We start from the raw sequence: 25,630 nt of genomic DNA, 5'->3' as shown, positions 1-25,630 counted from the left end.
CGCGCTTGGGCGGGAACCGCGCTTACCTGGGCGCCTGCGCCCGGGCGTTGCGGACGCGCTGGGCGAGCTTGCGGTGCGGCGCGGCGCCGAATATCGGCTGCGGATTGCCGTTCGGCTCGAGCCAAGGGGCGCCCATATTGGCCTCGCTCGTATTGGCGACCTGCACGGCCTCCTGCCGCTGCCGCTTTGCGGCGTAGTAATAGCCGCCGGCGAAATAACGCACGGCGCGGGCGTGATCGCCATTGGCGGCGTGATAGGCGCCGGCGAGATATTTCACGGCATAGGTGAGGTTGGTATTGGGATCGCGCAGGCCGGCGGCGTCGCCGGTGTAGCCGACCCCGCGCGCGGTCGCGAGCTTGATCTGGATCAGCCCGATGGTGCCGCCATGGCCGATCAGGCCGGGCTGGTAGCGGCTCTCGCGCATGATGACGCGATGCACCAGCGCCTCCGGCACACCGTTGGCGCGCGCATGGACCGCGACCATCTCGGCGTACTCCGTCTGGCCCGCGAATGCGGCCTGCGGCAACGTCAGTCCGGCCGCGAGCAGCGCGGCAACATGTAAAATTTTCATCAAATGTTCCTCGGCACCGCTCACCTGCGCCCGCTCGCGTTAGGCCCCGCGAACGCGGCGATGATGTGGCGAAACGCCTCCGATTACGTTTTTGCAGCGCAGAGCCGTCATTCGGACGCAAGGCCGGCGTAGGGCTTGTCATGCAGACGAAGCCGTCATTCGCGACAGCGGGCCTGTCTATTCGCGTGTGGGCCCGAAAGCGAGTAAGAGAGCGGCGCAAATCGGGAGAGGTGCCATGACAAAAGCAAACGTGGTGAAGGCACACATCGGCGACATTCCCAGGCAAAATCCCTGTGCGCAATGCGGCGCGCCGATCCCCCAACCTGATTGGATCGAGGCGGGCGACGGACGCATCTCCTATCTTTGGACATGCCGTGCTTGCAATTATCGCTTCGAGGCGGTTGCGATTTTTGATGAGGGAGCCGTCGCGCACCCGCCGCTTGCGGCCTGAGGTTTAGTCTTCGGGCATGATCTTTTCGGAAAACCGCTGCACACTTTGCGCTGGCGCGGCCCTTCGGGTCCGGATCATGGCTTAAGCCGCAAGCTGCGGCTGCTGCCGTACCGGCAATTGCATCCGCACGATCGGCCCATGCGGCTCCGGGTCGTGCAGCGACAGTTCGCCGCCGTGGGCGATCGCGATCGCGCGCGCCGCATGAATTTATCGATGAAATCGTGCGCTGCGAAATGTTCCTGAGTGACTTAGGAACAATTGAACGCAGCCCAGATGCTCGCGCAGCACGCGACGAAATTGCAGCACGCGCGGAACTGGGACTGATCCGAGCTGTTTTCTCCGCACAAGTTTTCTGCTGAAGGAGAGGACAATATGTTGATGAAATCGATCGCGGCCGGTCTTGCCGGTACCGCACTGCTCGCAACCGTTGCGTTCGCGCAAAATCCGACCGCCACCACCGACAAGGCGCCGGCTGCCGCGGCGACGACGACCACCACGACCGCGTCGGGACAGTGGCGTACGTCCAAGATGGACGGCATCAAGGTCTATAACGACGCCAATGAGAACATCGGCTCGATCAACGATCTGCTGATGGACAAGAGCGGTAACATCAAGATCGCCGTGATCGGCGTCGGCGGCTTCCTCGGCCTGGGCGAGCATCTGGTTGCGGTGCCCTTTGAGAAGCTGAAATTCGTCAACGAGGCGGTTGCCTACACCGGCGCTGCCGGGAACAACCCGAACAGCGCAGCCAACCGGCCCGCGGCGACTACCACGACGGGTGCTGCGACCGGCACCGACAACAAGCCCGCGACGACGACGACGGCCACGTCCGCGTCGAAATGGTATCCGGACCACGCCGTGTTCAATGCGAGCAAGGACGAGTTGAAGAACATGCCCGAGTTCAAATACTCGGAGTAACGCGGCTCTGAACGGCTAAACGAAGCGCGCCCGGTTTTTGCCGGGCGCGCTGTCGTGCTCTTCCCAACCTCTCCCCGCAAGCGGGAAGAGGGAGAAGAACTTCAGTGCGTCACCAGCGGGCAGCCGCCCTTGTCGAGCGGACGGAAGGCCTCGTCGCCGGGCACGGTGGCGATCAGCTTGTAGAGGTCCCACTCGCCCTTGGAGTCCTCGGGCTTCTTGACCTCGAACAGATACATGTCGTGGACCATGCGGCCGTCGATGCGGATCTTGCCGTTCTTGGCGAAGAAGTCGTTGACCGGTGTCTTGCGCATCTGCTCCATCACCTTCGGTGCCTCGTCGGTCTTGATGGCGTCGATCGCCTTCAGGTAATGCATGGTCGCGGAATAGAGCCCCGCCTGGATCATGGTCGGCATGTGACCGACCTTCTCGTTGAAGCGCTTGGAGAAGGCGCGCGTCTCCTCGTTGGTGTCCCAGTAGAACGCGTCGGTGATGATCAGGCCTTGCGTCGACTTGATGCCGAGCGAATGAACGTCGGTGATCTCCATGAGCAAGGCGATCATCTTCTGGCCGCCCTCCGTCAGGCCGAACTCGGCCGCCTGTTTCAGCGCATTGGTGGTGTCGCCGCCGGCATTGGCCAGTGCGACCACCTTGGCCTTGGAGGCCTGGGCCTGGAGCAGGAAGGAGGAGAAGTCCGACGAGTTGAGCGGATGGCGGACCTCGCCGAGCACCTTGCCGCCGCTCTCCTTGACGACGTTGGCGGCGTCGCGCTGCAGCGCCATGCCGAAGGCGTAGTCGGCGGTGACGAAGAACCAGGTGTCCTCGCCGCGCTTGACCATCGCCTTGCCGGCGACGTTCGACAGCGCATAGGTGTCGTAGGTCCAGTGCACCGTGTTGGGCGAGCAGGCGACGCCCGTGATATCGGATGAGCCGCCGCCGGAATTGATGTGGATCTTGTTCTTCTCGCGCGTCAACGCCGAGATCGGCAGCGCCACCGACGAGGTCGGCACGTCGAAGATCGCGTCGACCTTGTCGTTGTCGTACCAGTTGCGGGCGATGTTGACGCCGACGTCGGGCTTGTTCTGGTGATCGGCGGAGACCACCTGCACGGGCTTGCCCGCGACTTTGGCGCCGTAATCGGCGACCGCCATCTCCACGGCGGCGAGCGAGCCCTTGCCGGTCGCGTCCGCATAGAGGCTCGACATGTCCGTGAGCACGCCGATCTTGACGACGTCGTCGGAAATCTGCGCCTGGGCGGCGCCTGACGTGGCGGCGAGCGCGAGACCGGCCGCGATCGCGGCGATGAGCTTTTGCATTTTGTTTCTCCCTCAGCGTTGTTGTTTGGGTTTTGTTGCGGGGACCGTTCTAACGACAATCGGTCCCCGGAGCAAAGCCCGAGAATGCGCGAGGAGGGTTGAGAAATAAGCAGGGCGCGGCAGTGTTTTCACCCTCTCCCCGGGAGAAGGAAGAAGCTCACGCGCTGCTGCCCTTGAGCCGTTCGTTGCGCCGGCGCAGGCCTTCCAGGGTGGCGAGCAGGATGACCGAGACCGTCGTCAGGATCACCGCTGCCGCCGTGATGGTCGGGCTGATGTTCTCGCGGATGCCGCTGAACATCTCGCGCGGCAGGGTGCGCTGCTCGGGACCTGCCATGAACAGCACGATCACCACCTCATCGAAGCTGGTCGCGAAGGCGAACAGGGCCCCCGATGCCACGCCGGGCAGGATCAGCGGCAGGATCACGCGGCGGAAGGCGTCAAGCGGCGAGGCACCGAGCGAGGCGGCAGCGCGGGCCAGATTGGTGTCGAAGCTCTGCAGCGTCGCGCCGACCGTGATGACGACGAAGGGCGTCGCCAGCGCGGTGTGGGCCAGGATCAAGCCGAGATAGCTGCCGGTCAATCCGATCGGCGCGAAGAAGAAATAGAGACCGACCGCGGTGATGACCCCGGGCACGACGACCGGCGACAGCACGAAGGCCAGCACGAGCGGCTTGAACCGGCTCTTCCACTGCACCAGCCCTAACGCCGCCAGCGTGCCGAGCACCATCGACAGCAGGGTCGAGGCGACACCGATGATCATGCTGTTCTTCAGCGAATTCATCCAGCGCGGCGAATTGATGAAGTCGTCGTACCAGCGCAGCGAGAGGCCCGGCAGCGGATAGGTGAGGTACGAGCCCGAGCTGAACGACAGCGGCATGATCGCAAGGATCGGCGCAATCAGGAAGATGAACACCAGCGTGGAGATCACGATGGTCGCGGTCCACGCAATGCGCTGGCTCGGCGTGCGGATGGAGGAATTGTCGCTCAATTCTTCATCCCTCCCGTGACCTGCTGTCCCTGCACCAGCTTTCCGTAGACGAGCGCGAGCAGAATAGTGGCGAGCAGCAGCACCGCACCCAGTGCCGAAGCAAGGCCCCAATTGGCCGTCTCGGTCGTGTAGAGCGCGATGAAGTAGCTGATCATTTGATCGGCGGCGCCCCCGACGAGTGCCGGCGTGATGTAATAGCCGAGCGCCAGGATGAAGACGAGCAGGCTTCCCGCGCCGATGCCCGGCAGCGTCTGAGGCAGGTAGATCCGCAGGAAGGCGGTGAGGGGTGGTGCACCGAGCGAGGCGGCGGCACGCATGTAAGCAGGCGAGATCGCCTTCATGCTGCTGTACAGCGGCAGGATCATGAACGGCAGGAGAACGTGGGTCATGGCCACGCAGACACCAAAGCGGTTGTAGATCAGGCGCAACGGCTCGTCGATGATGCCAAGCCAGAGCAGGCTGTCGTTCACGACGCCTTTGCTCTGCAACAGAACGATCCAGGCGCAGGTGCGGACCAGCAGCGACGTCCAGAACGGCAGCAGGACGAAGATCATCAGCAAATTCGACCGGCCGGGCGGCAGCGCGGCCAGCAAGTAGGCGACCGGAAAGCCAAGGATCAGGCACAGCACCGTGACACTGAGGCTGATGAGGAAGGTGCGGACGAAAATGTCGCGGTAGATGGCCTGATCCGGCGGGGCTGCGACAATCGCGCCGTCGACGTTCCGCGTCAGATCGAGCGCCGACAAAAGATAGAAGCCGGTCATGGGACCACTGGCGTCCTTGATCGTGGTCCAGGTGGCGCGTTCGCGCCAGGCCGGATTGATCTTGCCCAGCGTCTCCCTGGCCGTGCCGGGCTCGGGCGCAGTCTTCAGATTGCGTGCGGTGCTGGTCAGGATCGTGCGGAAGCCGTTCAGTGCGTAGTTGAGCCGCTTGGCCGCGATCGCAATGGTGCCGGAATCGCGCGCCGCCATGATGTCGCCCGCCAGCGCCGCGTAGGCCTTTTCGTCCGGCAGATCCCTGCCGTCCCAACTGGCGAGAGCCGAGATGGTCTGAGGCAGAACCAGACGCACCTCGCGGTCATCGACGGCACGCCACAGCATGCCGGCGATGGGCCCAGCGAAGGTGAAGAGCAGGAAGACGAGAAGCGGCAGAACCAGCGCCAATGCTTTGACCTGGCGTGCTCGCTCCGCCCGCCGCAATCGGCGCTTGAGCGGCACCTCGGTCGGGCCATGGGCGCCGGTCAAGAGCGCATCCGTCATTGGTTTAACCTTGGGTCGAGCTTTGTGGGACGCTATTTCGCGGCCCATTTGTTGAAGCGCTCGGTCAGGCGGTCGATGTTCTCGAGCCAGAAGGCAACATTGATCTCGACCGCATTCTTGATGTTGTCAGGCGCTGTCGGCAGGTCCTTCAGAACAGCAGGCGCGAGCAGGGCGGCTGCGTCCTTGTTCGAGGTGCCATAAGCAATGTTCTCCGACAGTTTCGACTGGTTCTCAGCCTTGCCGACGAAGTCCAGGAACTTGTAGGCCGCGTCCTTGTTCGGGCTGCCTTTCAGGATCACCCAAGTGTCGAGGGTGAAGAGCGCTCCGTCCCAGACCATGCCAAAATTCTTCTTCTCGTTCTTGTTCGCGGTGTCGATGCGGCCATTGTAGACCGAGGTCATTGCCACCTCGCCGGAGGCGAGCAATTGCGGCGGCTGAGCGCCGGCCTTCCACCAGACGATGTCGCCCTTGATGGTGTCCAGCTTCTTGAACGCGCGCTCGACGCCCTCGTCGGTCGCCAGCACCTTGTAGACGTCCTTCGGCGCGACGCCGTCGGCCATGAGGGCGATCTCCAGCGTGGTCTTCGGCCCCTGACGCAGGGCACGCTTGCCCGGGATCCTCTTGGTGTCGAAGAAGTCGGCCCAGCCCTTCGGGGCCTCCTTGAGCTTGTCCTTGTCGTAGCCGAGAACGAAATCGTAGAGGATGGCGCCGACGCCGCAAGGATTGACCGACGGTGGGATATAGGCGGCCTCGCCGCCGATCTTCGAATAGTCGAGCTTTTCGAACAGGCCTTCCTCGCAGCCAACCGCCAGCTCGTCGCTCTCGACCTGGACGACGTCCCAGGTGGCGGCACCACCCTGCACCTTGGCGCGCAACACGCCGACGCCGCCGTCCCAGGACTCGTCATTCAAGGGAACACCGATCGCTTTCTTGAAGGGCTCGAAATAGACCTTCTTCTGGGCATCCTGATAGGCGCCGCCCCACGACACAACGGTGAGGTCACGCGCCTGCGCGACCGTGGCCAGCGTCGCGCTGGCGGTGAATGCCGCGGCCAAACCCAGAATAATCTTGCGCTTCAGCATGTCTTTGTTCCTTCTTCACGTGACGTTGAGCTTGGTCGGTGCAGGTCCGCCCACGGTGGAGCGATGCTGCATGGTCGGATCAGACGGGATCGAGGGCCAGGCAATCCTCCGGGCGGAAGGTGATGAACACGTCATCGCCAGGTCTCAGGCTGTCAGCTGTGAGGCTGCCAGCTCTCAGGCTGTCATGCGTCCCCGGCTGAAGCTTGACCATGAATTCCCTGTTGTCGGCGACGTCGAGCACGGCCAGCGCGTGGTCGCCGAGGTAGATGGTGTTCTGCACCTTGGCCGGCAGTCGGTTCGGTTCGTCGCCGGAGGTGCCATCCGGGATGATGGCGATCCGCTCCGGCCGCACCGACAGCGAGGTCGATGCGCCCGCGCCTGATACGTTGACCGCTCGTGCGGTCACGGCGCCGCCGCCCGCCAGCACAACGCGGCAATATTGTTTCTCGACCGTCTCGACGGTGCCGGCCAGCACATTGTTCTCGCCGATGAAATGGGCGACGAAGCTGTTCACCGGATGCTCATACAGCGCGGCGGGCCTGTCGATCTGCTGCACGATGCCGTCGTTGAATACGGCGATGCGATCCGACATGGTGAGCGCTTCACTTTGATCGTGGGTGACGTAGACGACGGTGATGCCCATCGTCTCGTGCAGTTGCTTGATCTCCAGTTGCATCTGCTCCCGCAGGCGCTTGTCCAGGGCGCCAAGCGGCTCGTCCATCAGCACGAGTTGCGGATTGAAAACCAGGGCGCGGGCCAGTGCCACGCGCTGCTGTTGACCGCCGGACAGCTGCCCGGGCCGCCGCTGCGCCAGAGTTTCCATCTTGATCATGCGCAATGCCGCTTTGACACGATCCTGCGCTTCGGCCTTGTTCGTGTTGCGAACGGAGAGCGGGAAGGCGATATTCTCCGCAATCGTCAGGTGCGGAAACAGGGCATAGTTCTGGAACACCATGCCGATGTCGCGCTTGTGTGCCGGCACGTTCTTGATCGGTCGGTCCGCGAGGAAGATCTCGCCATGGGTCGGAACCTCGAAACCCGCCAGCATCATCAGGGTGGTCGTCTTGCCCGAGCCCGACGGACCAAGCAGGGTGACGAACTCGCCCTTCCTGATGTCGAGATCGAGGTTTTTCACCACGAGGTGCTCGCCATCATAGGTCTTCTGAATGCCGGAAAAGCGCACCAGCGCCGGCGCAGGCGTAACCATGCCGGCTTCCATGTCGTCCTCGCGTTGTCAGCCACAGTGCTGTCAGCACCCCGTCCCCGGGGTGCGAGGAACAGCTTAGCATCGTCCGACCAGATTGCCAGCGGCGCAAGCGACTGCGCGCACGGACCCGTCGGGAAAAGGCGCGCGCTACATCCCCGACAGCTTCGTCACGGATACATTCAGCGAGCCCCCGGCTTCCGCGATCACGCGCAGCGTCTTGGAGTCGAAGGCGATGTCGGCGAGGCTCAGGCTGTCGATCTTCGCCTCGACCTTGATGCCATCCTCGTTCTTCTGATAGTCGGCGATCGCGGCGGCGATCTTCTCGCGTGCATTGGCGGCAATCGGCTTCAGATCGACCGTCGCTTTCTGCACCAGCGCCTGCTGCATCTGCGGCACCACCGCGCGCGCCGCGGCACCCAGCAGGCCGAAGGCCGCCTCGGATTCCACGGCGAGCTGGATGTCGGCGAGCCGCAGCGTCTGCTGCGCCTGGTCGAGCATCGGCCGGCCCCAGATGTGCACGGTCGCTTCGGCGCCGAGACCAAGCCAGCTCTTCTTCTCCTTGGCGCGCACCAGCAGCGAGATCAGGAGGCGCTCGCCCGACGGGATCACGTTGACGCTCTTGACGGTGACATCGACCGGGCCGGAGCCGTCCTCGGGATAGGTGTGGCCGACCATCTGCGCCGCGATGAGCTTGTTGATCTCGGTGAAGGGCACGTCGATCGGCACGCCAATGTTCACACCGGTGCCGGTCGGCGGCACGATCGAGATCTTGTCGGGGAACGGGCAGTCGGGCTTGGTCGGCGTCGAGATCACGCGCGTCTCGAGCTCGAGGCCAAGCAGCAGCGTCACGTTCTGTGCGTCGACGCGCGGCTGTGCCGCGATGGCGCGGGTCGGCTTCATCTCGAGCCAAAGCGGCGGCAGCGCGGCGGAAGACCCCGAGCCTTGCAGCGGGATCGAGCGGCAGGCCTTGGCCCATTGCAGCTTCGCGTTGTCCCGCAAGGTCGGATCGTTGCGCATGCGTTCGGAGACGGCGTTGATCTGTTCGCCGACGGTCTTGTCGATCAGCGGCTTCACCTGCGCAGGCACGTTGACCTTGGCGCCCGAAATGTTGAGGTTGGTATCGCCAAGATTGACCTGGGCGCCGAGATTGGGCTCGAGATGCCAGTTGGCGGCGAGCTTCGGCCGCGAGGTAACGACGACGTTGCCCTTGATCTCGGCGCTGGCGTTCAAATTCTTGATGTTGACCGCGCCGATCTGTTTCGCGGCATTGCCGCCGAGCACGCTGCCGAGCGCCTCGCCGAGCGCGCCGGTGGCTTTCGACGACAGCGAGCCCGTCACGTTCAGCTTGCCCGTGAGCGGCGTCGAGATCGTCAGCACGTCCTTGTCGCCGGCAGTCGCCATCGGTCCGCGTACCGCCGACCAGCCGATGTCGCCGTTCTCCAGGATTTGCGAAATCGGGTTCTCGGCCTTGCCGGCGAAATTGCGCGGAGCGGCCTTCTCGGCCTGCTCGCGGATCGCCGACAGCGCGATGGCGACCGGCGCCACCACGATCGAGCTCTTCGAGACCGGCGGCAGCGGCGGCAATTGCGCGACCGGCGGTGCGGAATTCGTCGCCCGCGGCGACAGCCAGTCCATCGCCTTCAGGCTGATGAAAAACGACGCCGCGAGCACCGCGACGGCGATCAGGACAGTTTTTAAGTTCAGCGTCAGTCGCATCAATCCCCCAGGCCGCCCCGGGGCAGAAGTCTACAGGGCAGGCAAGGAGGGCGCTAGAGCCCACCGATGGGGTGGAATTGGGGCAAACATATTAACGGCCGCGAACGCACCGTTGCCGCGCATTCGTCCTCGCGTACCTAGCCGCGCTTCGGACGGCGCACCGCCCTCACATTGCCGCGATCTCCGCCACCGCAGAAGAAACGGTCGCCGCCATCGGACTCCAATCCTGACACCATCGTCCCGGCGGGCAGGTCGAGTTGCTCCAGCACCTTGCCCGTCTCGGGGTCGATCCGCCTGATGTCGCTGTCCTCGCCTTCCCAAGTGCCGTGCCAGAGCTCGCCGTCGACCCAGGTCACGCCGGTGACGAAGCGCTTGCTTTCGATGGTGCGGAGAATTTTTCCCGTCTGGGGATCGACCTGATGGATCTTGCGCTCCCGATACTGTCCGACCCAGAGCGAGCCCTCGGCCCAGGCCAGTCCGGAATCGCCACCGCCGCCGGGTGCCGGGATGGTGGCGAGCACCTTGCCGGTCACAGCGTCGATCTTCTGGATGCGGTCCTCGGCGATCTGGAACAGGTGGCGGCCGTCGAACGCCGTTCCCGCATGCGCGGCGACATCGATGGAGCGGGTGATGTTGCCATCGGCCGGGTCGACCGCGTTCAATCTGTCGCCGGATGCGAACCACATAAGGCTGCCGTCATAGGTGACGCCGTGCACGGCTTCGACGCCTGCATAGGGCCCGTATTCCCTGACGATCTCGGCGGCTGAACGTTTCATCTGCTCGGTCCCTGCGGTGTGAATCCCACTTTACGTCTTCATGAGCGGTCCGGGGAGTAACAAGCCTGTCGGGAAACCCGGCACGGGCGGCGTCATCCAGCGCCGCGCCCGTCCGTGTCCGAAGGACTGCACCTTGTTCGATCGCGCCAGCTCTTCGAGGGCCCGTTGCACGGTGCGCGCGCTCGTTCCCAGCGCCAGCGCGAGCGCCGAACTCGACCAGGGCTCGCCATCAGAGAGGAAGGCGAGCACATTGGCGTGCTTCTCCTCGACGGGCCGTGCGAGGACGAGAACCTGCCGCGTGTTGCGCGGCGTCAGCGCAAAACCTTGCCTGGTCGCGCTGACGTCGGCCAGAGGCTTGAGCTTGGTGCGGAGCCGCCCGATTTCGACGCGCAGCCGGGCGCGATGCGATTCGTCGACGTGCCTTGCCTGAAACGCTCCCGTGATCAACGCTTCCCGCGAGACATCGGCCGGCCAGGCCTGCACCAGGATGCGCGCGAGCGCGAACAGCACCGGCCGCGTTCCGAGCGGCACGAGGATGCCTCGCCTGCGAACCGCGTGATGGAACGTGTCCACCACGAGCGCCTCCGATGTCGCGAGGTCCTCGACCTCCTCGAGCAGTAGCGGCCGTTCGTGCCCGCGCGTGATCAAGCGCGCTGCGGGCGTGTCGAGCACGCGGCTCGTGCCTTCGACCTCCGCCGCAAGCGCGGGAATGCCGGCCTGTCGTGCTGCGCTCGCCGCGCGCCCGAGCGCCGCGCGCGCGTCTTTCGTTCGGAGCCGCCGGATGGCGATGCCGGCAATCACGAGCTCGCGGGCGACCTGCGCAGCCGGGGGCAGCGGTGTGGTCTTGATCTCGGCCAGCGTGCGCTCGGCCTCGTCGAGGCGCCCGAGAAGGAGAAGTCTGCGCGCCTCGATGTGACCCGCATAGGCCGCGTTGGCGAGGTCACCGTGGCTTGCGAGCGTCGCCCGCGCGACCACGAGCGTGTTGGCCGGCCAATTCAGGTCGCGCGAGACGAGTGCGATCTCGGCCTCCGCCACCACGCATCTGGCGCGCGCGACCGCCTCTTTCGGGCCGAAGGCGCGTGCGGCGCTGCGCAGCAACGTCTTCGCCTTGGCGAGATCGCCGAGTTGCGCCATCGCGATGCCGCGCAGCGCCAGCGAAGGTGCATCGTTGCGCAGCGCAACGCGGTTCAGCGCGCCGAGCGGATCGCCGGCTTGGAGCGCGCGCGCCGCGGCCGTGATCAGCGACTCCATTCAAATCCCGCCACACTTGTTACTCCCACCACGCAACCGTCCGGTGCGAGAGATCGTTGACGGCCGACAATGTGCGGCGAGGGGCGAGCGGTTCCGCATCTCACACAGCGAGATTCGGAACGGCCGCCCGGGAAAAGTTGGAGAGCCATGATGACATCAGCTGACAACGCAGGAAACAACGGACAAGCCGCCATGCAAACACCGCCGGTGGTATCGCCGCAGGACTGGGAGGCCGCCCGTCAGCAACTGCTCGTGAAGGAAAAGGCGCATACCCGTGCCCGCGATGCCCTGGCGGCCGAGCGCCGGCGCATGCCGTGGATGGAAGTGACCAAAACCTATGCGTTCGAGGGGCCCGGCGGCAAGGTCAGTCTGCACGATCTGTTCCAGGGCCGGCGGCAGCTGATCGTCTACCGTGCGTTCTTCGAGCCGGGCGTGTTCGGCTGGCCGGATCATGCCTGCCGGGGCTGCTCCATGGTGGCCGACCAGGTCGCGCATGTCGCGCACCTCAATGCCCGCGACACCACGCTGGTGTTCGCCTCGCGCGCACCGCAGGCCGATATCGCGCGACTGAAGCAGCAGATGGGCTGGACCATGCCATGGGTCACCGTCACCGACAGTTTCGATGCGGATTTCGGCGTCGACGAATGGCACGGGACCAACGTGTTCTTCCGCGACGGCGACCGGATCTTCCGCACCTATTTCGTCAAGAGCCGGGGCGACGAGCAGATGGGCGGCACCTGGAATTACCTCGACATCACGCCGCTGGGACGGCAGGAGGTCTGGGAGGATTCGCCGAAAGGCTATCCGCAGACGCCGACCTACAAATGGTGGAACTGGCACGACAGCTACACCGAAGGTGCGGCGCCCGACAAGAAATGGGTCGAGATCTCGACCGCGGGCGAGAAGGCTTTTCGCGAGGAGGCGGCTGAAGGACGTGACTAGTCCCGTCAGCGCAATGGCCGGCGCGAGCCGCAACGGTGTGGTGGCCGCGCGCCACCTCGCCAGATGGTTGGGGCTGGCGGCGACGCCGACCTTCGCGATCATGGCCGTGCTGACGGCCATGCTTGATGGCCCGGCGGACATGCTGTGTGGCTCCGGACATGGGGCGATGCTCGGCGGGATGGTGCCGATGTATCTGCTGATGAGCGCGTTTCATTCGGCGGCGTGGCTGAGGCTGATCGCAGATCGGCGGGGCCGGTGGCCCTACTGCGAAGCCGCCTGCAAATAGGCAACGATCTTGCCCGCTTCCTCCGCCGAGACGCCGCCATAGGGCTGCATCTTGTTGCCGGAGACGACCTCGTCCGGCTTGAGCATGAAGCGGGTGAGTTTGTCCTGGTCCCAGACGAAGCCGGCTTCCTTCATCGACGAAGAATCGTTGTAGTTCGGCAGCGCGCCGGCCTTGCGTCCGACGATTTTGTTGAGGTTGGGGCCCAGACGATTGTCGCCCTCTTTCACCGAGTGGCAGGTGCGGCAGGAATTGTTGAAGGCTTGCTGGGCTGCATCGTCGCTCCCCGGCTGCTGTGCGCGCGAGGTGGGCACGGTCAGCAGCAGTGCCACGGCGGCAGCGATCGCGCGCAGGCATTTGCCTTGCGGCGTTTGCGGACGTGATTGCATTCGCGCCTCCATCGGGGATCGCGCCGCAGCACGCGCGCGCATCGGTATGCAGAGGGCCAACGAAAACGGCCCCGGTGGGTTCCGGGGCCGTTTGCGTCACAATGTCCTGTCGCTTACCGCGTTGCGGCTCCGAGTTCTGCGCGGCGCTCCGTCATCGGCAGCACGATCACCTTGGTGCCGACGTTGACGCGGGAGTACAGGTCCGCGACATCGTCATTGGTCAGGCGGATGCAGCCGGAGGAGACGTGCTTGCCGATGGTGTCGGGTGCGTTGGTGCCGTGGATGCGGTAGATGGTGCCGCCGAGATACATGGCGCGGGCGCCGAGCGGATTGCCGGGACCGCCGGCCATGTGGCGCGGCAGATAGGGTTGGCGGGCGATCATCTCCGGCGGCGGGGTCCAATCCGGCCACTCCGCCTTCTTGGTCACCGACTGGGTGCCGGACCAGGTGAAACCGTCGCGGCCGACGCCGATGCCGTAGCGCATCGCCTGGCCATTGCCGAGCACGAGATAGAGATAGGTGTTGGGCGTATCGATGATGATGGTGCCCGGCGCCTCACGCGTCGCATAGGAGACGGTCTGGCGGCGGAAGCGGGCCGGCGTTTCGACCGCGTCCTGCTCCTCGGACGGCGCGGCCCGATAGGGCGTCGCTTGATAAGGCTGGTACGGCTGCGGCGCTGCGATCGGCGGCAGCGGCCGGAAGAAGGGGAAGAGCTGCACAGGCGCGGCCTTGGCCGGGCCGGCAAACGCGATCGCGGTGACAGCCACTGCGCCAAACGCAACGGCGCGCGAATAAGTCTTCAACGTCTCCAGATTGATCATCGGTCGCCCCTGTTTGCGCGGTGTTTCTTGGTCACCCGGCACCGTTGCGGTGCTCTGTTGCCTAGATCACTAACGGCAAGAAGTTTCGGGACGTTTGCGCGGAAAACCGAAAACGGTTTCGTGGCGGAAAGGATTGTTTCATGACGGTTTCGTGGCTGCGCGGACCCGTTAACGAACAAAACAGCGGGCCGACACTTCCATGACGTCACACGCCTGAAATATCCGTGGTTGATGGTCCTAAGCCGAGAATCATAAAAATCTCGGGATTTCCCCATGCGGGTATTAATCGCGACTGACGCCTGGCATCCGCAGGTCAACGGTGTGGTGCGGACGCTGACCTCGCTGGCTGGCGCGGCCAAGGCATTGGATGTCGAGATCGACTTCCTGACGCCGGACGGCTTTCGGTCATGGCCGTTGCCGACCTATCCAGGGCTGCGCATTGCGCTGCCGAGCGGCAGGGAGATTGGGCGGCGGATCGAGAGGGCGGCGCCGGAGGCGCTGCACATCGCGACCGAAGGGCCGATCGGCTGGGCGGCGCGGGCTTATTGCCGTCGCAACCGGCTCGCCTTCACCACCTCCTACACCACGCGCTTTCCCGAATACGTCTCGGTGCGAACCGGCATCCCCGCGAGCGTCGGCTACGCCGTGCTGCGCCACTTCCACGATGCCGCCGCGATGACGATGGTCGCGACGCCCTCGCTGCGGCAGGAGCTGTCCGAGCGCGGTTTCAAGCGGCTCGGCTTCTGGACCCGCGGCGTCAACACCGAGCTGTTTCATCCGGACTCTCCAGCCAAGCTCGATCTGCCCGGGCCGATCTTCATGACGATGGGCCGCGTGGCGGTGGAGAAGAACCTCGAGGCTTTCCTCTCGCTCGACCTGCCCGGCACCAAGGTCGTCATCGGCGACGGTCCGCAGAAGGCCGGCCTTGAAAAGAAATATCCCGACGTGGTCTTCCTCGGCGAGAAGAAGGGCGCTGACCTCACCGCGCACCTCGCCGCCGCTGACGTGTTCGTGTTTCCGAGCCTGACCGACACGTTCGGCGTGGTGCAGCTCGAAGCGCTCGCCTGCGGCACGCCGGTTGCGGCGTTCCCGGTGACGGGTCCGAAGGATGTCATCGCAGATCACCCGATCGGCGCGATCGACCACGATTTGCGCGCCGCGTGCCTGCGCGCACTGACCATGTCGCGCGAGACCTGCCGCAACTTCGCGCTGGAGCGCTCCTGGGAAAACAGCGCGCGCCAATTCGTCGGCAACCTCACTTCACTTCAGCCCAGCCGTGCCTTGCGCGCCTCGCCTCGCATGGCGCGGCGGCCGGTGCGCGGCTGATCCCGTTCGACCACAGCGAGAACCTCATCGATGGCTAAGATCATGAACCTTGACGGCACCCAGCAGCTCGACCTCACCCGTGGCACGGTCGAGCAGGCCTATGACCGCTGGGCGCCGGTCTACGACCTCGTGTTCGGAGGCGTGTTCGCAAAAGGCCGGCAGGCCGCGATCGCGGCCACCAACAAGATCGGCGGCCGGGTGCTCGAGGTCGGCGTCGGCACCGGCATCTCGCTGCCGCTCTACGCGCCGCATCTGCGCATCTTCGGCACCGACATCTCGGAGGCGATGCTCGACAAGGCGCGCCAGCGCGTCGCCGAGGGCGGCCTAGAGAACGTCGAGGGCCTCGCGGTGATGGATGCCGAGAAGCTCGAATTCCCCGACAACTCCTTCGACGTCGTGATGGCGCAATACGTCGTCACCGCCGTGCCGAATCCGGAAGTCGCGCTGGACGAATTCGCCCGCGTGCTGCGCCCGGGCGGCGAGCTGATCATCCTCACCCGCGTCAGCGCCGATACCGGCATGCGCCGCTTCATCGAGCAGAAGCTGCAGCCGGTGGTACGTCCGCTCGGTTTCCGCACCGCCGAGTTCGCCTGGTCGCGTTATGCCAAATGGCTGGCCGGTGCCGACGGCATCGAGCTCGCCGAGCGCCGCCTGATCCCGCCGCTCGGTCATTTCTCGCTGGTGCGATTCCGCAAGATCGACGTCGCCAAGGCGGCTTGATCCAAGCTCACGTAACCCGTGCGTCATCGCGCCGCTGCGCATCGTCACATGACAAAATGATGATGTCACACGGCCTACATCGAATCCCTGTAAATCCTGAACCCGAAAGCATTTTGGGGGAGAGCATGATCAAGAACTATCTCGAGCAGCTGCGGATCCAGCGCTGGGACGACCATCGCTACTATCACCACAGCCGCATCAATCAGAGCCTGCACTTCGTCAGCGCGCTGAGCTTCCTGTTCGCCTATGTCTGGCTGTTCGTCGATCCCATGATCTCCGCGCTGGTCGGCTGGCTGGTCTCGATGACCTCGCGCCAGGCCGGCCACTTCTTCTTCGAGCCGCACGGCTACGACCAGATCAACCAGGCGACGCACGAGCACAAGGAAGAGATCAAGGTCGGCTACAACCTTCGGCGCAAGGTGGTACTGATGTCGATCTGGGCGCTGTCGCCGGTGGTGCTGTTGGTCGATCCGACTCTGTTCGGACTGTTCACGCCTTGGGCGGGCGCGACCGACTTCATGCGGCAGGTCGGCAAGATCTGGCTCGTCGTCGGCGGCGGCGGTCTCATGTTCCGCACGGTGCACCTGTTCTTCATCCGCGACATCGAGACCGGTCTTGTCTGGATGACGAAGATCCTGACCGACCCCTTCCACGATTTGATGCTCTACCGCAACGCGCCGCTGGCGCTGATGCGTGGCGAGCTGATGGATCCCGGCCTGCATCTCAAGCCCGAGCACACGCTGGGCCTCATCGGCGAGCCCACGCTCGAAGAGCAGCACGCCTGAGCGCGCCGTTCTCACCAAGGCGTCCGATGTCTGATGGTTGCGTCATGCCCGGGCTCGTCCCGCCTGTGCGGCCGAAGCCGCTTCGGCGAGGCGAAGGCCCGGGCATCCACGTCTTGGAGGTCTCGCGCGGAGACGCGTGGCTGGCCGGGCATAGGCGAGCGGAAGCGACGCCGTCCTTCGGACGGCTGTGCCCGGCCATGACGCCGTTGGAGGAACCAGCCTCAGCGCCCGAAGCGCTTGGCCAGCATCTCTTTCAGGATCTGCCGCTTGATGGTCTTGTTGGTGAGGACGCCATCGTGCCACCAGAAGCCGTCGGCCTTCATCTTCTCGGCCGCGCGGACGAAACGCTCGGCGACCTCGGTGAAATCGGCGTCGGTGTAGTTCAGGCTGAAGATCAGCCTGCCGGTGCCGACCCAGCTCAAGGACAGGCCTTCAGCGCGCAGGTAATATTGCAGCATCCAGTTGTAGCGGGACGGCGTGGTGTATTTCACCGTCCAGATCGACGAGAAGTTTGCGAACCGCACCGGCAGGTCGGCATCGCTCATCATTTGGTTGAGCTTTTGCGCGCGGCCGTTCCAGGTCTCGTCCAGTCCGTCATAGACGGCGCGGAAATTCGGGCTGGCGAGCCGGCTCAGAAACTCGTCCATCGCCGTCATGACGTAGGGGTGCGAGTTGAAGGTGCCGCGGGCGAAGCAGACGTCGGCGGGGCGGTCGTCGCGGAAGCGGCGCATCAGCTCGCGTTTGCCGCAGACCACGCCGACCGGCAGGCCGCCGGCGAGGCTCTTGCCGTAGGTCACCATGTCGGCCTTGACGCCAAAGTATTCCTGGGCGCCGCCGGCAGCGAGACGGAAGCCGACGAAGACCTCGTCGAAGATCAGCACGATGTCGCGCTCAGTGCAGACCTCGCGCAGCTGCTTGAGCCATTCGGTGTAGGCCGCGCGGTCGAAATTACCGCCCCGGGAGGAATCGACCAGCGAGGAATCGCCGGGCGCGTTGCCGTTCGGATGCAGGCCCTGCAGTGGATTGACCAGCACGCAGGCGATGTCCTTGCGCGTGCGCAGCACGTGCAGCGTCTTCTCCGACATCTCGGCGAGGGTGTAGGTCTCGTGCGCGGGAATCGGATTGCCGACGCCGGGCTGCACGTCGCCCCACCAGCCGTGATAGGCGCCGGCGAAACGGACCAGATGCGTGCGCCTGGTGTGGTAGCGCGCGAGCCGCACTGCCTGCATCACGGCCTCGGTGCCGGACATGTGGAAGGAGACTTCGTCGAGGCCCGAGATCTGGCACAGCCGCGCCACGTTCTCGAGGATGACGGGATGGTAGGGGCCGAGCACCGGCCCGAGCGCATGCGCCCGCTTCTCGGAGCCCTCGATGCACTCCTTGTAGAAGTCGTTGCCGAAGATGTTGACGCCGTAGGACCCCGTGAGATCGTAGGAGGTGTTGCCGTCGACATCCGTGACGGTGACGCCGCGCGAGGACTCCACGAAGGTCGAGGTGCCCAAATGCTCGCGAACGAGACGCGAGAACTGGAAAGGCACGCGGTAGGTCTCGGTGAAGTGCAGGTCAGAGATCTTTTCCGCCGCTTCCTTCGTCATCGCGCGGCCCTTGGGGTAGCGCTCGGCGTAGAGGCTTGCGAGGCGGAAGAAGCCGTCCCTGCGCAGGCCTGCGATGTTCGCCGGCGCGCCGTCGCAGGCAAAGTAGGCATCGCCTTCGAATTCGTAGAACGGAAGCAGCTTTGCCACCCGGCGCGACATCTTGGAGTGTCCGGCGAGCGAGCGGTGCTTGGCGCGGGACAATTCGATCCGCGCCTTGATCTTCGGGAAGGCGGCGGCAGCAGACGCTGCGGCGGCCACGGACAAAGAAAGAATCGGGAGTGTCGTTTCCATGACAACAAGCGCTAATACTGTGAGCTGACAGATTCATGACAGTCAAAGCCCTCATCGCCTCTTTCACCCAGCAGGAAGACCTCAACTTCCTGTTGACCAACCGCATCCCGCGCGCCGCGTTGACCCGGTTCATGGGCTGGTTCTCCAAGATCGAGAACCCGCTGGTGCGGGACGGCTCCATCGCGCTGTGGAAGCTGTTCTCCGACCTCGATCTCACGGAGGCGCGCAAGACCCATTTCCGGAGCCTGCACGACTGCTTCACCCGGGAGCTCAAGCCTGGCTTGCGGCGCTTTGATCCGGACCCCTCCATTGTCGCCAGTCCGTCCGACGGCATCGTCGGCGCCCATGGCCGGATCGCCGATACCGAGCTGTTCCAGGTCAAGGGCGCGCCGTACTCGCTGCTCGATTTGCTCGGCGATTCCGTGCTGGTCAACCAGCACCGCAACGGCTCCTTCGTCACGCTGCGGCTGACCTCGAGCATGTATCACCGCTTCCACGCGCCCTTTGACGCGCATATCGAACGCGTCACGCTGATCCATGGCGATGTCTGGAACGTCAACCCGATCGCGCTGAAGCGGGTCGAGCGTCTGTTTTGCAAGAACGAGCGCGCGGTGATCCGCACGCGTTTGCCGACGGGCGAAGCCGTGACGCTGGTGCCGGTCGCCGCGATCCTGGTCGCAAGCATCCGTCTGCATTTCCTCGACATGGTGCTGAATGCGCAGACCAGGGGGGCGATCAATTTTCCCTGCGACGTCAAGGTGAGCAAGGGCGAGGAGCTCGGCTGGTTCGAGCATGGCTCGACCATCATCATCCTCGCGCCCGGCGATTTCAGCTTCTGCGACGGCATCGCCGAAGGCACGCGCATTCGCGCGGGTCAAGCGTTGCTGAGAAAAAACTAGCCTTCAATCCGCCGCGCCGACCGCCTATATCGTTCGTGGGGACGTTCTACGACGACGGATTGGGTGATGGCGCGGGCGCCGGTCATGGCGGCGGGTGGTATTGTGCTGCGGCGAGGTGCGCCGCCGCTGATTGCCGTCGTCCGCCAGCGCAAGCGCAACGAATGGGTTTTGCCCAAGGGCAAGCTCGACGACGGCGAAACGCCGAAGCAAGCCGCGCATCGCGAAGTGCGGGAAGAGACCGGCCACGACGTCGCCATCCACGAATTTTTGGGTACGCTCGTCTATCAGTCAGGTGGCCGCTCCAAGGTCGTGCATTTCTGGCGCATGGAGGCCGGGGGCGGTCCCGTCCGCAAGCTGATGAACGACATCAAGGCGGTCGACTGGCTGACGCTGGAAGACGCGCTCGCGCGCCTGTCGCGCGAGGACGAGCGCGTGTTCCTGACCCAAGTTGGCCCGATCGCGCTCGCGGCGGCGGGGCTTACATCTTCGCCTGCGCCCGAGCCGCCACCGCTGGCGATCGACGATGTCGATGCGGCTTTGCAGACACTGACACCGGCTGAAGCAGCCTCGGTGGGCGAGTTGCGGCACGGTCTGTTGCAGAAGATGAAAGCCTGGCTACGCGGAGAGGCGTGAGTTTTCTTCACCTCGCCCCGCGTTGACGGTGCACCCTCGCCCCTTGTGGGAGAGGGTGGCTCGCCGCGAAGCGGCGAGGCGGGTGAGGGGTCTCTCTCCACGCGTGAAGCTGTCGATGAGTTTTCGCCGATAGAACCCCTCATCCGGCGCTTCGCGCCACCTTCTCCCACAAGGGGAGAAGGAAGAAAGTCACCGCCGCTCCTTCTCCTTCGGAACTGGCGCTGGCCGTCGCGGCGCTGCGGGGCGTTGTGCGGCGGGGAGGCGCTGCTGGAATCCGCCCGGGCGTTGCAGGCCCGGCTGTTGAGCAGCGGGCGGCTGGCCGGGTTGCATGCCGGTGCGCGGCAGTTGCGGCTGCGGACCGGGCTGCTGTTGCGTTCCGCCCGGCTGCGGCGGCGCGACTCCGCCGGGCTGCGTCGGACTCTGTCCACCGCGTCGCGGCCGGGTTTGCGGGGTGCCGTCAGGCTGCGTGCCTTGACCGGCGCGCGGTGGGCCTGCCGGACGTCCCGCGCCTTGTTTCTGGCCTTGTTGCTGCTGACCCTGACCTACGCGCGGCGTACCGGGCTGCACGGCGCCACCTTGGCCCGGCGCTTGGCCCTGCCGCTGCGGCTGTTGCGGCTGTTGTCCTGGCGCCGTGTTCGGCCGCAATTGTTGCTGTTGCGGCGGCTGGAACGGCCGCGGAATGCGCGGGCTCGCGGTCGGATTGGCGCGGCGGAAGTCGCGCTGCTCGGTGACGATCTGCCGGCCCGTGGTTTGCGCCAGATGCACCTGGCTGACGAAGCCGCGGTCGCGCGCGATCTGCTGTGCGGGAATCGTGATCGGCACCGCGGCAAAGCGCATGACGCCGGCCGCGGCTGCGCCCGGCCGGATCGCAAAACCGCTCGCGCCTTGCGTCAGCGCGCCGAGCCGGGTCCCACTTGTGCGGTCGTCGACGTCGATGTGTCCGACCCGGCCATCGGCGTCGGGATAGAGCTTGATGTTGACGTTGTTGGTCTTGTTCGCGGCCGCGCCTTCCGGCACCTCGACCACGCCCGTGGTGCCGCGGATGCCGAGCGTGGCCGTCGGCGTCGTGATCTTCATGTCGCCGGTCTTTGCCACCGCCGCCGCGACGAAGGCGACCGTGCCCTTGCCGATGTCGAAGATGCCTGCGTTGTGCTTGCCGCCGTCCTCATAGACGTAAGTGTCGATGGTGATCTTCGTGCTGGCGGAGAGGTTGAACGTGGTCGCGTCGTCGAAGGTGATGCCGAGCGATGAGTTCGACGAAGTCTGCACGACGTCGTTGAGATAGATGTCGTCGCGCACGCGCAGCGGATAGGAATTTTTGTCGCGGATCACGGTCGCGATGCCCGTCACCGTCGCAACGTTGCCGATCGGCTCGACGGCAGCGGGCTGCGCCTCGGTCGCGGGAGCGGGTGAAGCCGATGGCGTCGGCGAAGGGGCGGGCGACGGCTGCGCTTCTGGCTGCGCCTGCGCAAGCTCGATCGCATCGAATCCGAACGCAACGCTCGCGCCGGCCGGCGGCGACGCCAGCAGCACAAGCGCGAACATGAAGCGGCGCCAGGCCACGGTAAGAGTCACGAAGAATCCCGGTGAGAGATCGACCGATATCAGCCGCGTACAGCTGAACGGCGGATGAATGTCTATCGCACGGAGGCGGTGAACGTTCAAACGGTACGCGATGCTAGCTTGCGGCCAAGCCTCTCCACCGTCATGGCCGGGCTTGCCCCGGCCATCCACGCCTTGAAGCGCGGGACTAAGAACGTGGATGCCCGGGCCTTCGCCTCGCCGAAGCGGCTTCGGCCGCGCAGGCGGGACAAGCCCGGGCATGACGAAGAATGTGCATGTGTTGGAGACGACGCCTGCGGCGTCAGCTCACGCGCTTCCAGGTCTGGCCGCCGCAGAACATGCCGCCGAAGGCGCAGCCCTGCACGCGCATTGCATTCGGGCCCTTCATCGCGATCGTCGAGTCGTAATTGCGGCCGGAGTCGGGATCGTGGATACGGCCGCTCCACTTCGCGCCGTCGGGCTTCATGTTGATCAGGATGCGCTCGTTGGTCTTTGCGGCGTAGCCGCAGAGATTGACGCCGCACTGTTCGACGCGGACATTGCCCTTGTTCTCTTCGGTGGCCCAGACGCCGATCGGTGTGTTGGCAACCGCGACAGGCGCGGCGGGCACCGGGGCCGGAGCAACCGCGACCGGCGCGGGCGCAGGAGTGGGAGCCGCAACGGGCGCGGTCTGCGTCGTGGCGTCGTAACCGACGGACGGAACAGCGGCAACCGTCGTGCTCGGTGCTGCGATAGCGGGCGCTGCCGGCGCAGTCGCCTGCACCGGGGGCTGCTGCACGGGATGCTGCTGCACCGGAGCCGGCGCGGGCTGCGCGGTCGTGGCAGGAGCCGGCGTGGTGTCGACGTCATCGTCTTTGGAGCCAAGGCCCTTGAGGTTGATGTTGTTCAGCTTGATCGGCTTGTCCGAGAGGCCCGGCGCGATGATGGTCACGCAATTGAGCGAGGCGCAGTTGCGTGGCGTCTCGATGCGGATGTTCTGGCCTTCGATCTGGAACGAGATCGCATTGCCGGCATGCGCGGCGGCGGTGGACGCGAGGAAGAGGGCGGTGGCGGCGATGGTGAGCTTGTTCATGACAACCTCCGAAGATGTGTGGTCCCGATGGGACTGAAGTCGCGGGTGGATGAAGCGTGGTTCGACCCTACGCCGGGCTGGCCGGACGTTCTGTGATAGACGTCACAACGGCTCGCCGCGGCTGGGTGACGCAGCGCACATTCGGTCGCGATTCCATTTGCGTAACGTCGTCGCCACACAGAGGGAGGCGCCGATGACGCGGCTTGTGACTTCGCTTGGCACATTGATCGCGCTGCTGGCGATTGCGCCCGCAGCCGAGGCCGGGTCTTACGCGTTCTCGATTGCCGGTCATCGATTTCAGGTCGAGGCGCCCAGGAATTGCCGATCGGCTTCCTGTGTCTCGGTTTCCTCCCATCGCAGCTTTCGGCCTGACGTCGACACGACGCCAGCCCCTGCGCCGGTGCTTCCGCCGCCGCAGCCGCTCTATCCCGTGGCTCCGGTCAGGCCAGCGCAAGCGATTGCGGTCGCGCCTGCGACGGCGCAGACGGCTCCTGTCCTTGCCTCAACGACCTCGCAGCCAATTGTCCTGCCGCAGGCGCCAAGCTCCAATCCGCCACGGGTGGAGCTACCGCAGACGGATCCGCCGAAGACCGTCGCGCTCGATCCGCCGCGCATGGAGGCACCCGTCGTCGCGCCAAGGCCGCAGCTCGAGCAGGCCGTGACGAGCCCTGAGCGCGGCGACGACGAACTCTCCTATTTGCCGCTCGGCGAATGGGAGAGCGCAGGCGCCAAGGGCACGGTCCGCATCGAACGCTGCGGTCCTGCACTGTGCGGCTTCGCGCTGACTGAAGCATCGACCAGGGGCGAGAGCGTGCTCGTCAACATGAAGCCGAAAACGCACGACGTCTGGACCGGCAACATCTACAGCCGCTCCAGCGGCAGTACCTATTATGCGAGGATGACGCTGAAGAGCTCCGGCAAGCTTCACGTCGAAGCCTGCGCACTGGGCCATTTCTGGTGTTCCGGCAACGACTGGACGCGAGCCGAAGAGCGGCCGGAGAAGCTGATCACGACGTCGCGGCAGTGGAGCGCGCGGTCGTAAGGGAAGCGTTCGATACCTCCGGCTGAAGCCGCTAGATCATGCCGAGCACGATGGCACCGACAAAGGCCATGGCGAGGTACGCGGTGATAACGCTCAGTCTCCCGGCGAACGTCATGAGGTCGCTCCCGCTGTCGCGCCGCCTTGCGCGAGAGGATCATGGTTAACAGAGAGTCTCTTTTCGAAAAAGTCAGCCTTGCTGTCGCTCGTCACCGGCAGCGCTCCTGCTGGCGCCGGCCGACATGGTTAAAGAACACTGAAATCAACACGTTGAAGAGTCTTTAAGTAAATTCACCGAACGTGCGTGCATGACGCGCGGAGTTCGTTTGTATCTCGTCGGCTCCATCGTCCTTGTTTCGTTTGCGGGTTGCGGACGCGGCGTCTTCCAGGCCGAACGTGAACCGTGGCGGGCCGAGGCCGAAGCCGCATGCCTGAAATCAGGCGCGGTGAAAGAAGGGCCGGATCTCGTCCGCATCGACCCGATTTCCGGGCCGGGCATGTGCGGCGCGGAGTTTCCGCTCAAGGTCGCCGCCCTCGGCGAAGGCTCGAGCAGTTACGGCTTTGCCGATGAGGATTTGCGACCACCCGGGAGCATCGGCAACCAGCCGCGCTGGCCGGTGACGCAGCCCCGATCGAATTACCCGCAAAGCCAGAACTATCCGCAACGCTCGAACTATCCCGAGAGCGCGGTGCGGCAGCCTTCCGGCTATGGCGCTTCGCCTGGCCCGATGCCGTTGAATGCGCCCGGCGTGGCGCAGCAGGAGGACGAGATCGATTTGCCGCCCGAGGGCACCGATGCCGCGGGCGCGTCGCGCTACATGAATGCGCCGAGCTATCCAGCGCGGCCGGCGCCGTATTCGCAGGCGCCCGCGCAGCAACCGCCGCCGCGTCTTGGTCCGGCACGGGGCGATCCCGTCACCGCCGTCGGCCCTGTTGCGATCAAGCCGGTTGCGACGCTGGCCTGTCCGATCGTATCCGAGCTCGACCGCTGGCTCGCCGACACCGTGCAGCCCTCGGCGATGCGCTGGTTCGGCACCCGCGTCGCGGAGATCAAGCAGATCTCCGCCTATTCCTGCCGCGGCATGAACGGCAATTCGCATGCCCATATTTCCGAGCACGCCTTCGGCAATGCGCTCGACATCGCCGCCTTCGTGCTCGCCGACGGCCGCCGCGTCACCGTGAAGGATGGCTGGCGCGGCATGCCGGAAGAGCAGGGCTTCCTGCGCGACGTGCAGTCGGGCGCGTGCGTGCATTTCACCACGGTGCTGGCGCCGGGCTCGAACGTCTATCATTACGATCACATCCACGTCGATCTGATGCGCCGCGCCAGCCGCCGGCTGATCTGCCAGCCCGCCGCCGTCTCCGGCGAAGAGGTCGCCGGGCGCGCGGGCGGGCGCAATCCCTATGCGAATGCACGCGATCCCCCCGTGACCGGCTCGCTGGGTACGCGCAAGAGCATGGCGCGAAAGCACGAAGAGGACGAGTACGCCGACGATTGAGGATTGCGCGTGGCCCGTAGCCTGGATTACGGGCGGCGCAATCCAGGCAAGGCGTTCCCGCATTCCGCTTCGCTCCATGCGGGCTACGACCCCATGCCGGCCCGCCTCGCGCTGAGCCCTGCCTGTTCAGTCGACGCCGCGTCTTTGGCAGAGCGCATCTCGGGCGCAAAAATTTGCGCACGCGCAAATCTCGCCTAAGCCATTGAAATCATCGATACAATCCTGCCGTGACGGGCTTTTC

Annotated in this window: 25 protein-coding genes; 11 read left to right on the top strand and 14 right to left on the bottom strand. The window is 65.1% G+C overall.

Annotation, left to right across the window (positions count from 1 at the left end; translation table 11 throughout):
- Positions 1-22: 22 nt before the first annotated feature.
- Positions 23-571, bottom strand: a complete 549-nt coding sequence (locus IVB19_RS29420) for a lytic transglycosylase domain-containing protein (protein WP_247820455.1) — start codon at positions 569-571, stop codon at positions 23-25.
- Positions 572-806: 235 nt separating this feature from the next.
- Between IVB19_RS29420 and IVB19_RS29415 the strand changes: the two genes are divergently transcribed.
- The gene (locus IVB19_RS29415) at positions 807-1,022 is read left to right on the top strand and encodes a hypothetical protein (protein WP_018454159.1); all 216 of its coding nucleotides are present in this window, start codon (positions 807-809) and stop codon (positions 1,020-1,022) included.
- Between the two features lie 372 nt (positions 1,023-1,394).
- Positions 1,395-1,940, top strand: a complete 546-nt coding sequence (locus IVB19_RS29410; RefSeq protein ID WP_018454160.1) for a PRC-barrel domain-containing protein — start codon at positions 1,395-1,397, stop codon at positions 1,938-1,940.
- 101 nt (positions 1,941-2,041) lie between these two features.
- On the opposite strand, the gene IVB19_RS29405 is transcribed toward IVB19_RS29410, so the two are convergent.
- The 8 genes from IVB19_RS29405 to IVB19_RS29370 form a co-directional block, all read right to left on the bottom strand.
- Entirely contained in the window at positions 2,042-3,253 is a 1,212-nt protein-coding gene (locus tag IVB19_RS29405; RefSeq protein WP_018454161.1) for an ABC transporter substrate-binding protein, read from the bottom strand.
- 157 nt (positions 3,254-3,410) lie between these two features.
- Complete coding sequence (locus IVB19_RS29400; RefSeq protein WP_247820454.1) at positions 3,411-4,241, bottom strand: ABC transporter permease; 831 nt, start codon at positions 4,239-4,241, stop codon at positions 3,411-3,413.
- A complete protein-coding gene (locus IVB19_RS29395; RefSeq protein ID WP_247337743.1) occupies positions 4,238-5,500 on the bottom strand; it encodes an ABC transporter permease in 1,263 nt (420 codons plus the stop codon). Before IVB19_RS29395 ends, IVB19_RS29400 begins: the two co-directional genes overlap by 4 nt.
- A gap of 32 nt (positions 5,501-5,532) precedes the next feature.
- Complete coding sequence (locus IVB19_RS29390) at positions 5,533-6,582, bottom strand: ABC transporter substrate-binding protein (RefSeq protein ID WP_018454164.1); 1,050 nt, start codon at positions 6,580-6,582, stop codon at positions 5,533-5,535.
- 79 nt (positions 6,583-6,661) lie between these two features.
- Positions 6,662-7,801 (bottom strand): ABC transporter ATP-binding protein, encoded by a 1,140-nt coding sequence (locus IVB19_RS29385; protein WP_247337744.1) that lies wholly within the window; start codon positions 7,799-7,801, stop codon positions 6,662-6,664.
- Between the two features lie 135 nt (positions 7,802-7,936).
- Positions 7,937-9,505: a DUF4403 family protein gene (locus tag IVB19_RS29380; protein ID WP_018454166.1), complete on the bottom strand. Its 1,569-nt coding sequence runs from the start codon at positions 9,503-9,505 to the stop codon at positions 7,937-7,939.
- 137 nt (positions 9,506-9,642) lie between these two features.
- Positions 9,643-10,281: a Vgb family protein gene (locus IVB19_RS29375; protein ID WP_018454167.1), complete on the bottom strand. Its 639-nt coding sequence runs from the start codon at positions 10,279-10,281 to the stop codon at positions 9,643-9,645.
- Between the two features lie 30 nt (positions 10,282-10,311).
- A complete protein-coding gene (locus tag IVB19_RS29370) occupies positions 10,312-11,532 on the bottom strand; it encodes a hypothetical protein (protein ID WP_018454168.1) in 1,221 nt (406 codons plus the stop codon).
- A gap of 147 nt (positions 11,533-11,679) precedes the next feature.
- Here IVB19_RS29370 and IVB19_RS29365 point away from each other — a divergent pair, with 147 nt between their 5' ends.
- Both IVB19_RS29365 and IVB19_RS29360 read left to right on the top strand, forming a co-directional pair.
- Positions 11,680-12,474, top strand: a complete 795-nt coding sequence (locus IVB19_RS29365; protein WP_018454169.1) for a DUF899 domain-containing protein — start codon at positions 11,680-11,682, stop codon at positions 12,472-12,474.
- A complete protein-coding gene (locus IVB19_RS29360; protein WP_039798961.1) occupies positions 12,467-12,760 on the top strand; it encodes a hypothetical protein in 294 nt (97 codons plus the stop codon). Before IVB19_RS29365 ends, IVB19_RS29360 begins: the two co-directional genes overlap by 8 nt.
- On the opposite strand, the gene IVB19_RS29355 is transcribed toward IVB19_RS29360, so the two are convergent.
- Positions 12,736-13,146, bottom strand: coding sequence for a c-type cytochrome (locus IVB19_RS29355; protein WP_247820453.1), 411 nt, complete (start codon positions 13,144-13,146; stop codon positions 12,736-12,738). The genes IVB19_RS29360 and IVB19_RS29355 overlap by 25 nt on opposite strands.
- A 113-nt stretch (positions 13,147-13,259) precedes the next feature.
- A complete protein-coding gene (locus tag IVB19_RS29350) occupies positions 13,260-13,967 on the bottom strand; it encodes a L,D-transpeptidase (protein ID WP_247820452.1) in 708 nt (235 codons plus the stop codon).
- A gap of 273 nt (positions 13,968-14,240) precedes the next feature.
- Between IVB19_RS29350 and IVB19_RS29345 the strand changes: the two genes are divergently transcribed.
- The 3 genes from IVB19_RS29345 to IVB19_RS29335 all read left to right on the top strand — a co-directional run bounded on the left by IVB19_RS29345 (position 14,241) and on the right by IVB19_RS29335 (position 16,798).
- Positions 14,241-15,293 carry a glycosyltransferase family 4 protein gene (locus IVB19_RS29345; RefSeq protein WP_018454173.1) on the top strand — a complete coding sequence of 351 codons (1,053 nt, stop codon included), beginning with the start codon at positions 14,241-14,243 and terminating at the stop codon, positions 15,291-15,293.
- 30 nt (positions 15,294-15,323) lie between these two features.
- Positions 15,324-16,013, top strand: coding sequence for a class I SAM-dependent methyltransferase (locus IVB19_RS29340; RefSeq protein WP_026232678.1), 690 nt, complete (start codon positions 15,324-15,326; stop codon positions 16,011-16,013).
- A 125-nt stretch (positions 16,014-16,138) separates the two neighbouring features.
- Positions 16,139-16,798, top strand: a complete 660-nt coding sequence (locus IVB19_RS29335) for a hypothetical protein (protein WP_247337748.1) — start codon at positions 16,139-16,141, stop codon at positions 16,796-16,798.
- A 221-nt stretch (positions 16,799-17,019) separates the two neighbouring features.
- Here IVB19_RS29335 and IVB19_RS29330 read toward each other — a convergent pair whose 3' ends face one another.
- Positions 17,020-18,684, bottom strand: coding sequence for an aminotransferase class III-fold pyridoxal phosphate-dependent enzyme (locus IVB19_RS29330; RefSeq protein WP_026232679.1), 1,665 nt, complete (start codon positions 18,682-18,684; stop codon positions 17,020-17,022).
- Between the two features lie 35 nt (positions 18,685-18,719).
- Here IVB19_RS29330 and asd point away from each other — a divergent pair, with 35 nt between their 5' ends.
- Positions 18,720-19,583, top strand: coding sequence for an archaetidylserine decarboxylase (gene asd, locus IVB19_RS29325; RefSeq protein ID WP_018454177.1), 864 nt, complete (start codon positions 18,720-18,722; stop codon positions 19,581-19,583).
- Positions 19,584-19,649: 66 nt separating this feature from the next.
- On the top strand, positions 19,650-20,216 hold the full coding sequence (locus IVB19_RS29320) for an NUDIX hydrolase (protein ID WP_018454178.1): 567 nt from the start codon (positions 19,650-19,652) through the stop codon (positions 20,214-20,216).
- 189 nt (positions 20,217-20,405) lie between these two features.
- On the opposite strand, the gene IVB19_RS29315 is transcribed toward IVB19_RS29320, so the two are convergent.
- Positions 20,406-21,761, bottom strand: coding sequence for a FecR family protein (locus IVB19_RS29315; protein ID WP_085349141.1), 1,356 nt, complete (start codon positions 21,759-21,761; stop codon positions 20,406-20,408).
- Positions 21,762-22,080: 319 nt separating this feature from the next.
- Positions 22,081-22,851: a DUF2147 domain-containing protein gene (locus IVB19_RS29310; RefSeq protein ID WP_247294890.1), complete on the bottom strand. Its 771-nt coding sequence runs from the start codon at positions 22,849-22,851 to the stop codon at positions 22,081-22,083.
- A 193-nt stretch (positions 22,852-23,044) separates the two neighbouring features.
- Between IVB19_RS29310 and IVB19_RS29305 the strand changes: the two genes are divergently transcribed.
- Both IVB19_RS29305 and IVB19_RS29300 read left to right on the top strand, forming a co-directional pair.
- A complete protein-coding gene (locus IVB19_RS29305; RefSeq protein WP_247820451.1) occupies positions 23,045-23,893 on the top strand; it encodes a DUF2147 domain-containing protein in 849 nt (282 codons plus the stop codon).
- 305 nt (positions 23,894-24,198) lie between these two features.
- Complete coding sequence (locus IVB19_RS29300) at positions 24,199-25,389, top strand: extensin-like domain-containing protein (RefSeq protein ID WP_247820450.1); 1,191 nt, start codon at positions 24,199-24,201, stop codon at positions 25,387-25,389.
- Positions 25,390-25,630: the final 241 nt, after the last annotated feature.

The organism is Bradyrhizobium sp. 187 (assembly GCF_023101005.1).
Classification (GTDB): Bacteria; Pseudomonadota; Alphaproteobacteria; order Rhizobiales; family Xanthobacteraceae; genus Bradyrhizobium; species Bradyrhizobium canariense_D.
The sequence above is the reverse complement of the archived record's forward strand: the minus strand, read 5'-3'. Positions and strand labels throughout refer to the sequence as shown.

Excerpts from the sequence above, each read along its gene's own strand:
- IVB19_RS29330 (WP_026232679.1), bottom strand. The coding sequence starts at position 18,684 with ATGGAAACGACACTCCCGATTCTTTCTTTGTCCGTGGCCGCCGCAGCG.
- IVB19_RS29355 (WP_247820453.1), bottom strand. The coding sequence starts at position 13,146 with ATGCAATCACGTCCGCAAACGCCGCAAGGCAAATGCCTGCGCGCGATC.
- IVB19_RS29410 (WP_018454160.1), top strand. The coding sequence starts at position 1,395 with ATGTTGATGAAATCGATCGCGGCCGGTCTTGCCGGTACCGCACTGCTC.
- IVB19_RS29300 (WP_247820450.1), top strand. The coding sequence starts at position 24,199 with ATGACGCGCGGAGTTCGTTTGTATCTCGTCGGCTCCATCGTCCTTGTT.
- IVB19_RS29305 (WP_247820451.1), top strand. The coding sequence starts at position 23,045 with ATGACGCGGCTTGTGACTTCGCTTGGCACATTGATCGCGCTGCTGGCG.
- IVB19_RS29385 (WP_247337744.1), bottom strand. The coding sequence starts at position 7,801 with ATGGAAGCCGGCATGGTTACGCCTGCGCCGGCGCTGGTGCGCTTTTCC.
- IVB19_RS29315 (WP_085349141.1), bottom strand. The coding sequence starts at position 21,761 with ATGTTCGCGCTTGTGCTGCTGGCGTCGCCGCCGGCCGGCGCGAGCGTT.
- IVB19_RS29395 (WP_247337743.1), bottom strand. The coding sequence starts at position 5,500 with ATGACGGATGCGCTCTTGACCGGCGCCCATGGCCCGACCGAGGTGCCG.
- IVB19_RS29365 (WP_018454169.1), top strand. The coding sequence starts at position 11,680 with ATGATGACATCAGCTGACAACGCAGGAAACAACGGACAAGCCGCCATG.
- IVB19_RS29420 (WP_247820455.1), bottom strand. The coding sequence starts at position 571 with ATGAAAATTTTACATGTTGCCGCGCTGCTCGCGGCCGGACTGACGTTG.
- IVB19_RS29350 (WP_247820452.1), bottom strand. The coding sequence starts at position 13,967 with ATGATCAATCTGGAGACGTTGAAGACTTATTCGCGCGCCGTTGCGTTT.
- IVB19_RS29335 (WP_247337748.1), top strand. The coding sequence starts at position 16,139 with ATGATCAAGAACTATCTCGAGCAGCTGCGGATCCAGCGCTGGGACGAC.
- IVB19_RS29345 (WP_018454173.1), top strand. The coding sequence starts at position 14,241 with ATGCGGGTATTAATCGCGACTGACGCCTGGCATCCGCAGGTCAACGGT.
- IVB19_RS29340 (WP_026232678.1), top strand. The coding sequence starts at position 15,324 with ATGGCTAAGATCATGAACCTTGACGGCACCCAGCAGCTCGACCTCACC.
- IVB19_RS29320 (WP_018454178.1), top strand. The coding sequence starts at position 19,650 with ATGGCGCGGGCGCCGGTCATGGCGGCGGGTGGTATTGTGCTGCGGCGA.
- IVB19_RS29390 (WP_018454164.1), bottom strand. The coding sequence starts at position 6,582 with ATGCTGAAGCGCAAGATTATTCTGGGTTTGGCCGCGGCATTCACCGCC.
- IVB19_RS29380 (WP_018454166.1), bottom strand. The coding sequence starts at position 9,505 with ATGCGACTGACGCTGAACTTAAAAACTGTCCTGATCGCCGTCGCGGTG.
- IVB19_RS29370 (WP_018454168.1), bottom strand. The coding sequence starts at position 11,532 with ATGGAGTCGCTGATCACGGCCGCGGCGCGCGCGCTCCAAGCCGGCGAT.
- IVB19_RS29310 (WP_247294890.1), bottom strand. The coding sequence starts at position 22,851 with ATGAACAAGCTCACCATCGCCGCCACCGCCCTCTTCCTCGCGTCCACC.
- IVB19_RS29415 (WP_018454159.1), top strand. The coding sequence starts at position 807 with ATGACAAAAGCAAACGTGGTGAAGGCACACATCGGCGACATTCCCAGG.
- IVB19_RS29375 (WP_018454167.1), bottom strand. The coding sequence starts at position 10,281 with ATGAAACGTTCAGCCGCCGAGATCGTCAGGGAATACGGGCCCTATGCA.
- asd (WP_018454177.1), top strand. The coding sequence starts at position 18,720 with ATGACAGTCAAAGCCCTCATCGCCTCTTTCACCCAGCAGGAAGACCTC.
- IVB19_RS29405 (WP_018454161.1), bottom strand. The coding sequence starts at position 3,253 with ATGCAAAAGCTCATCGCCGCGATCGCGGCCGGTCTCGCGCTCGCCGCC.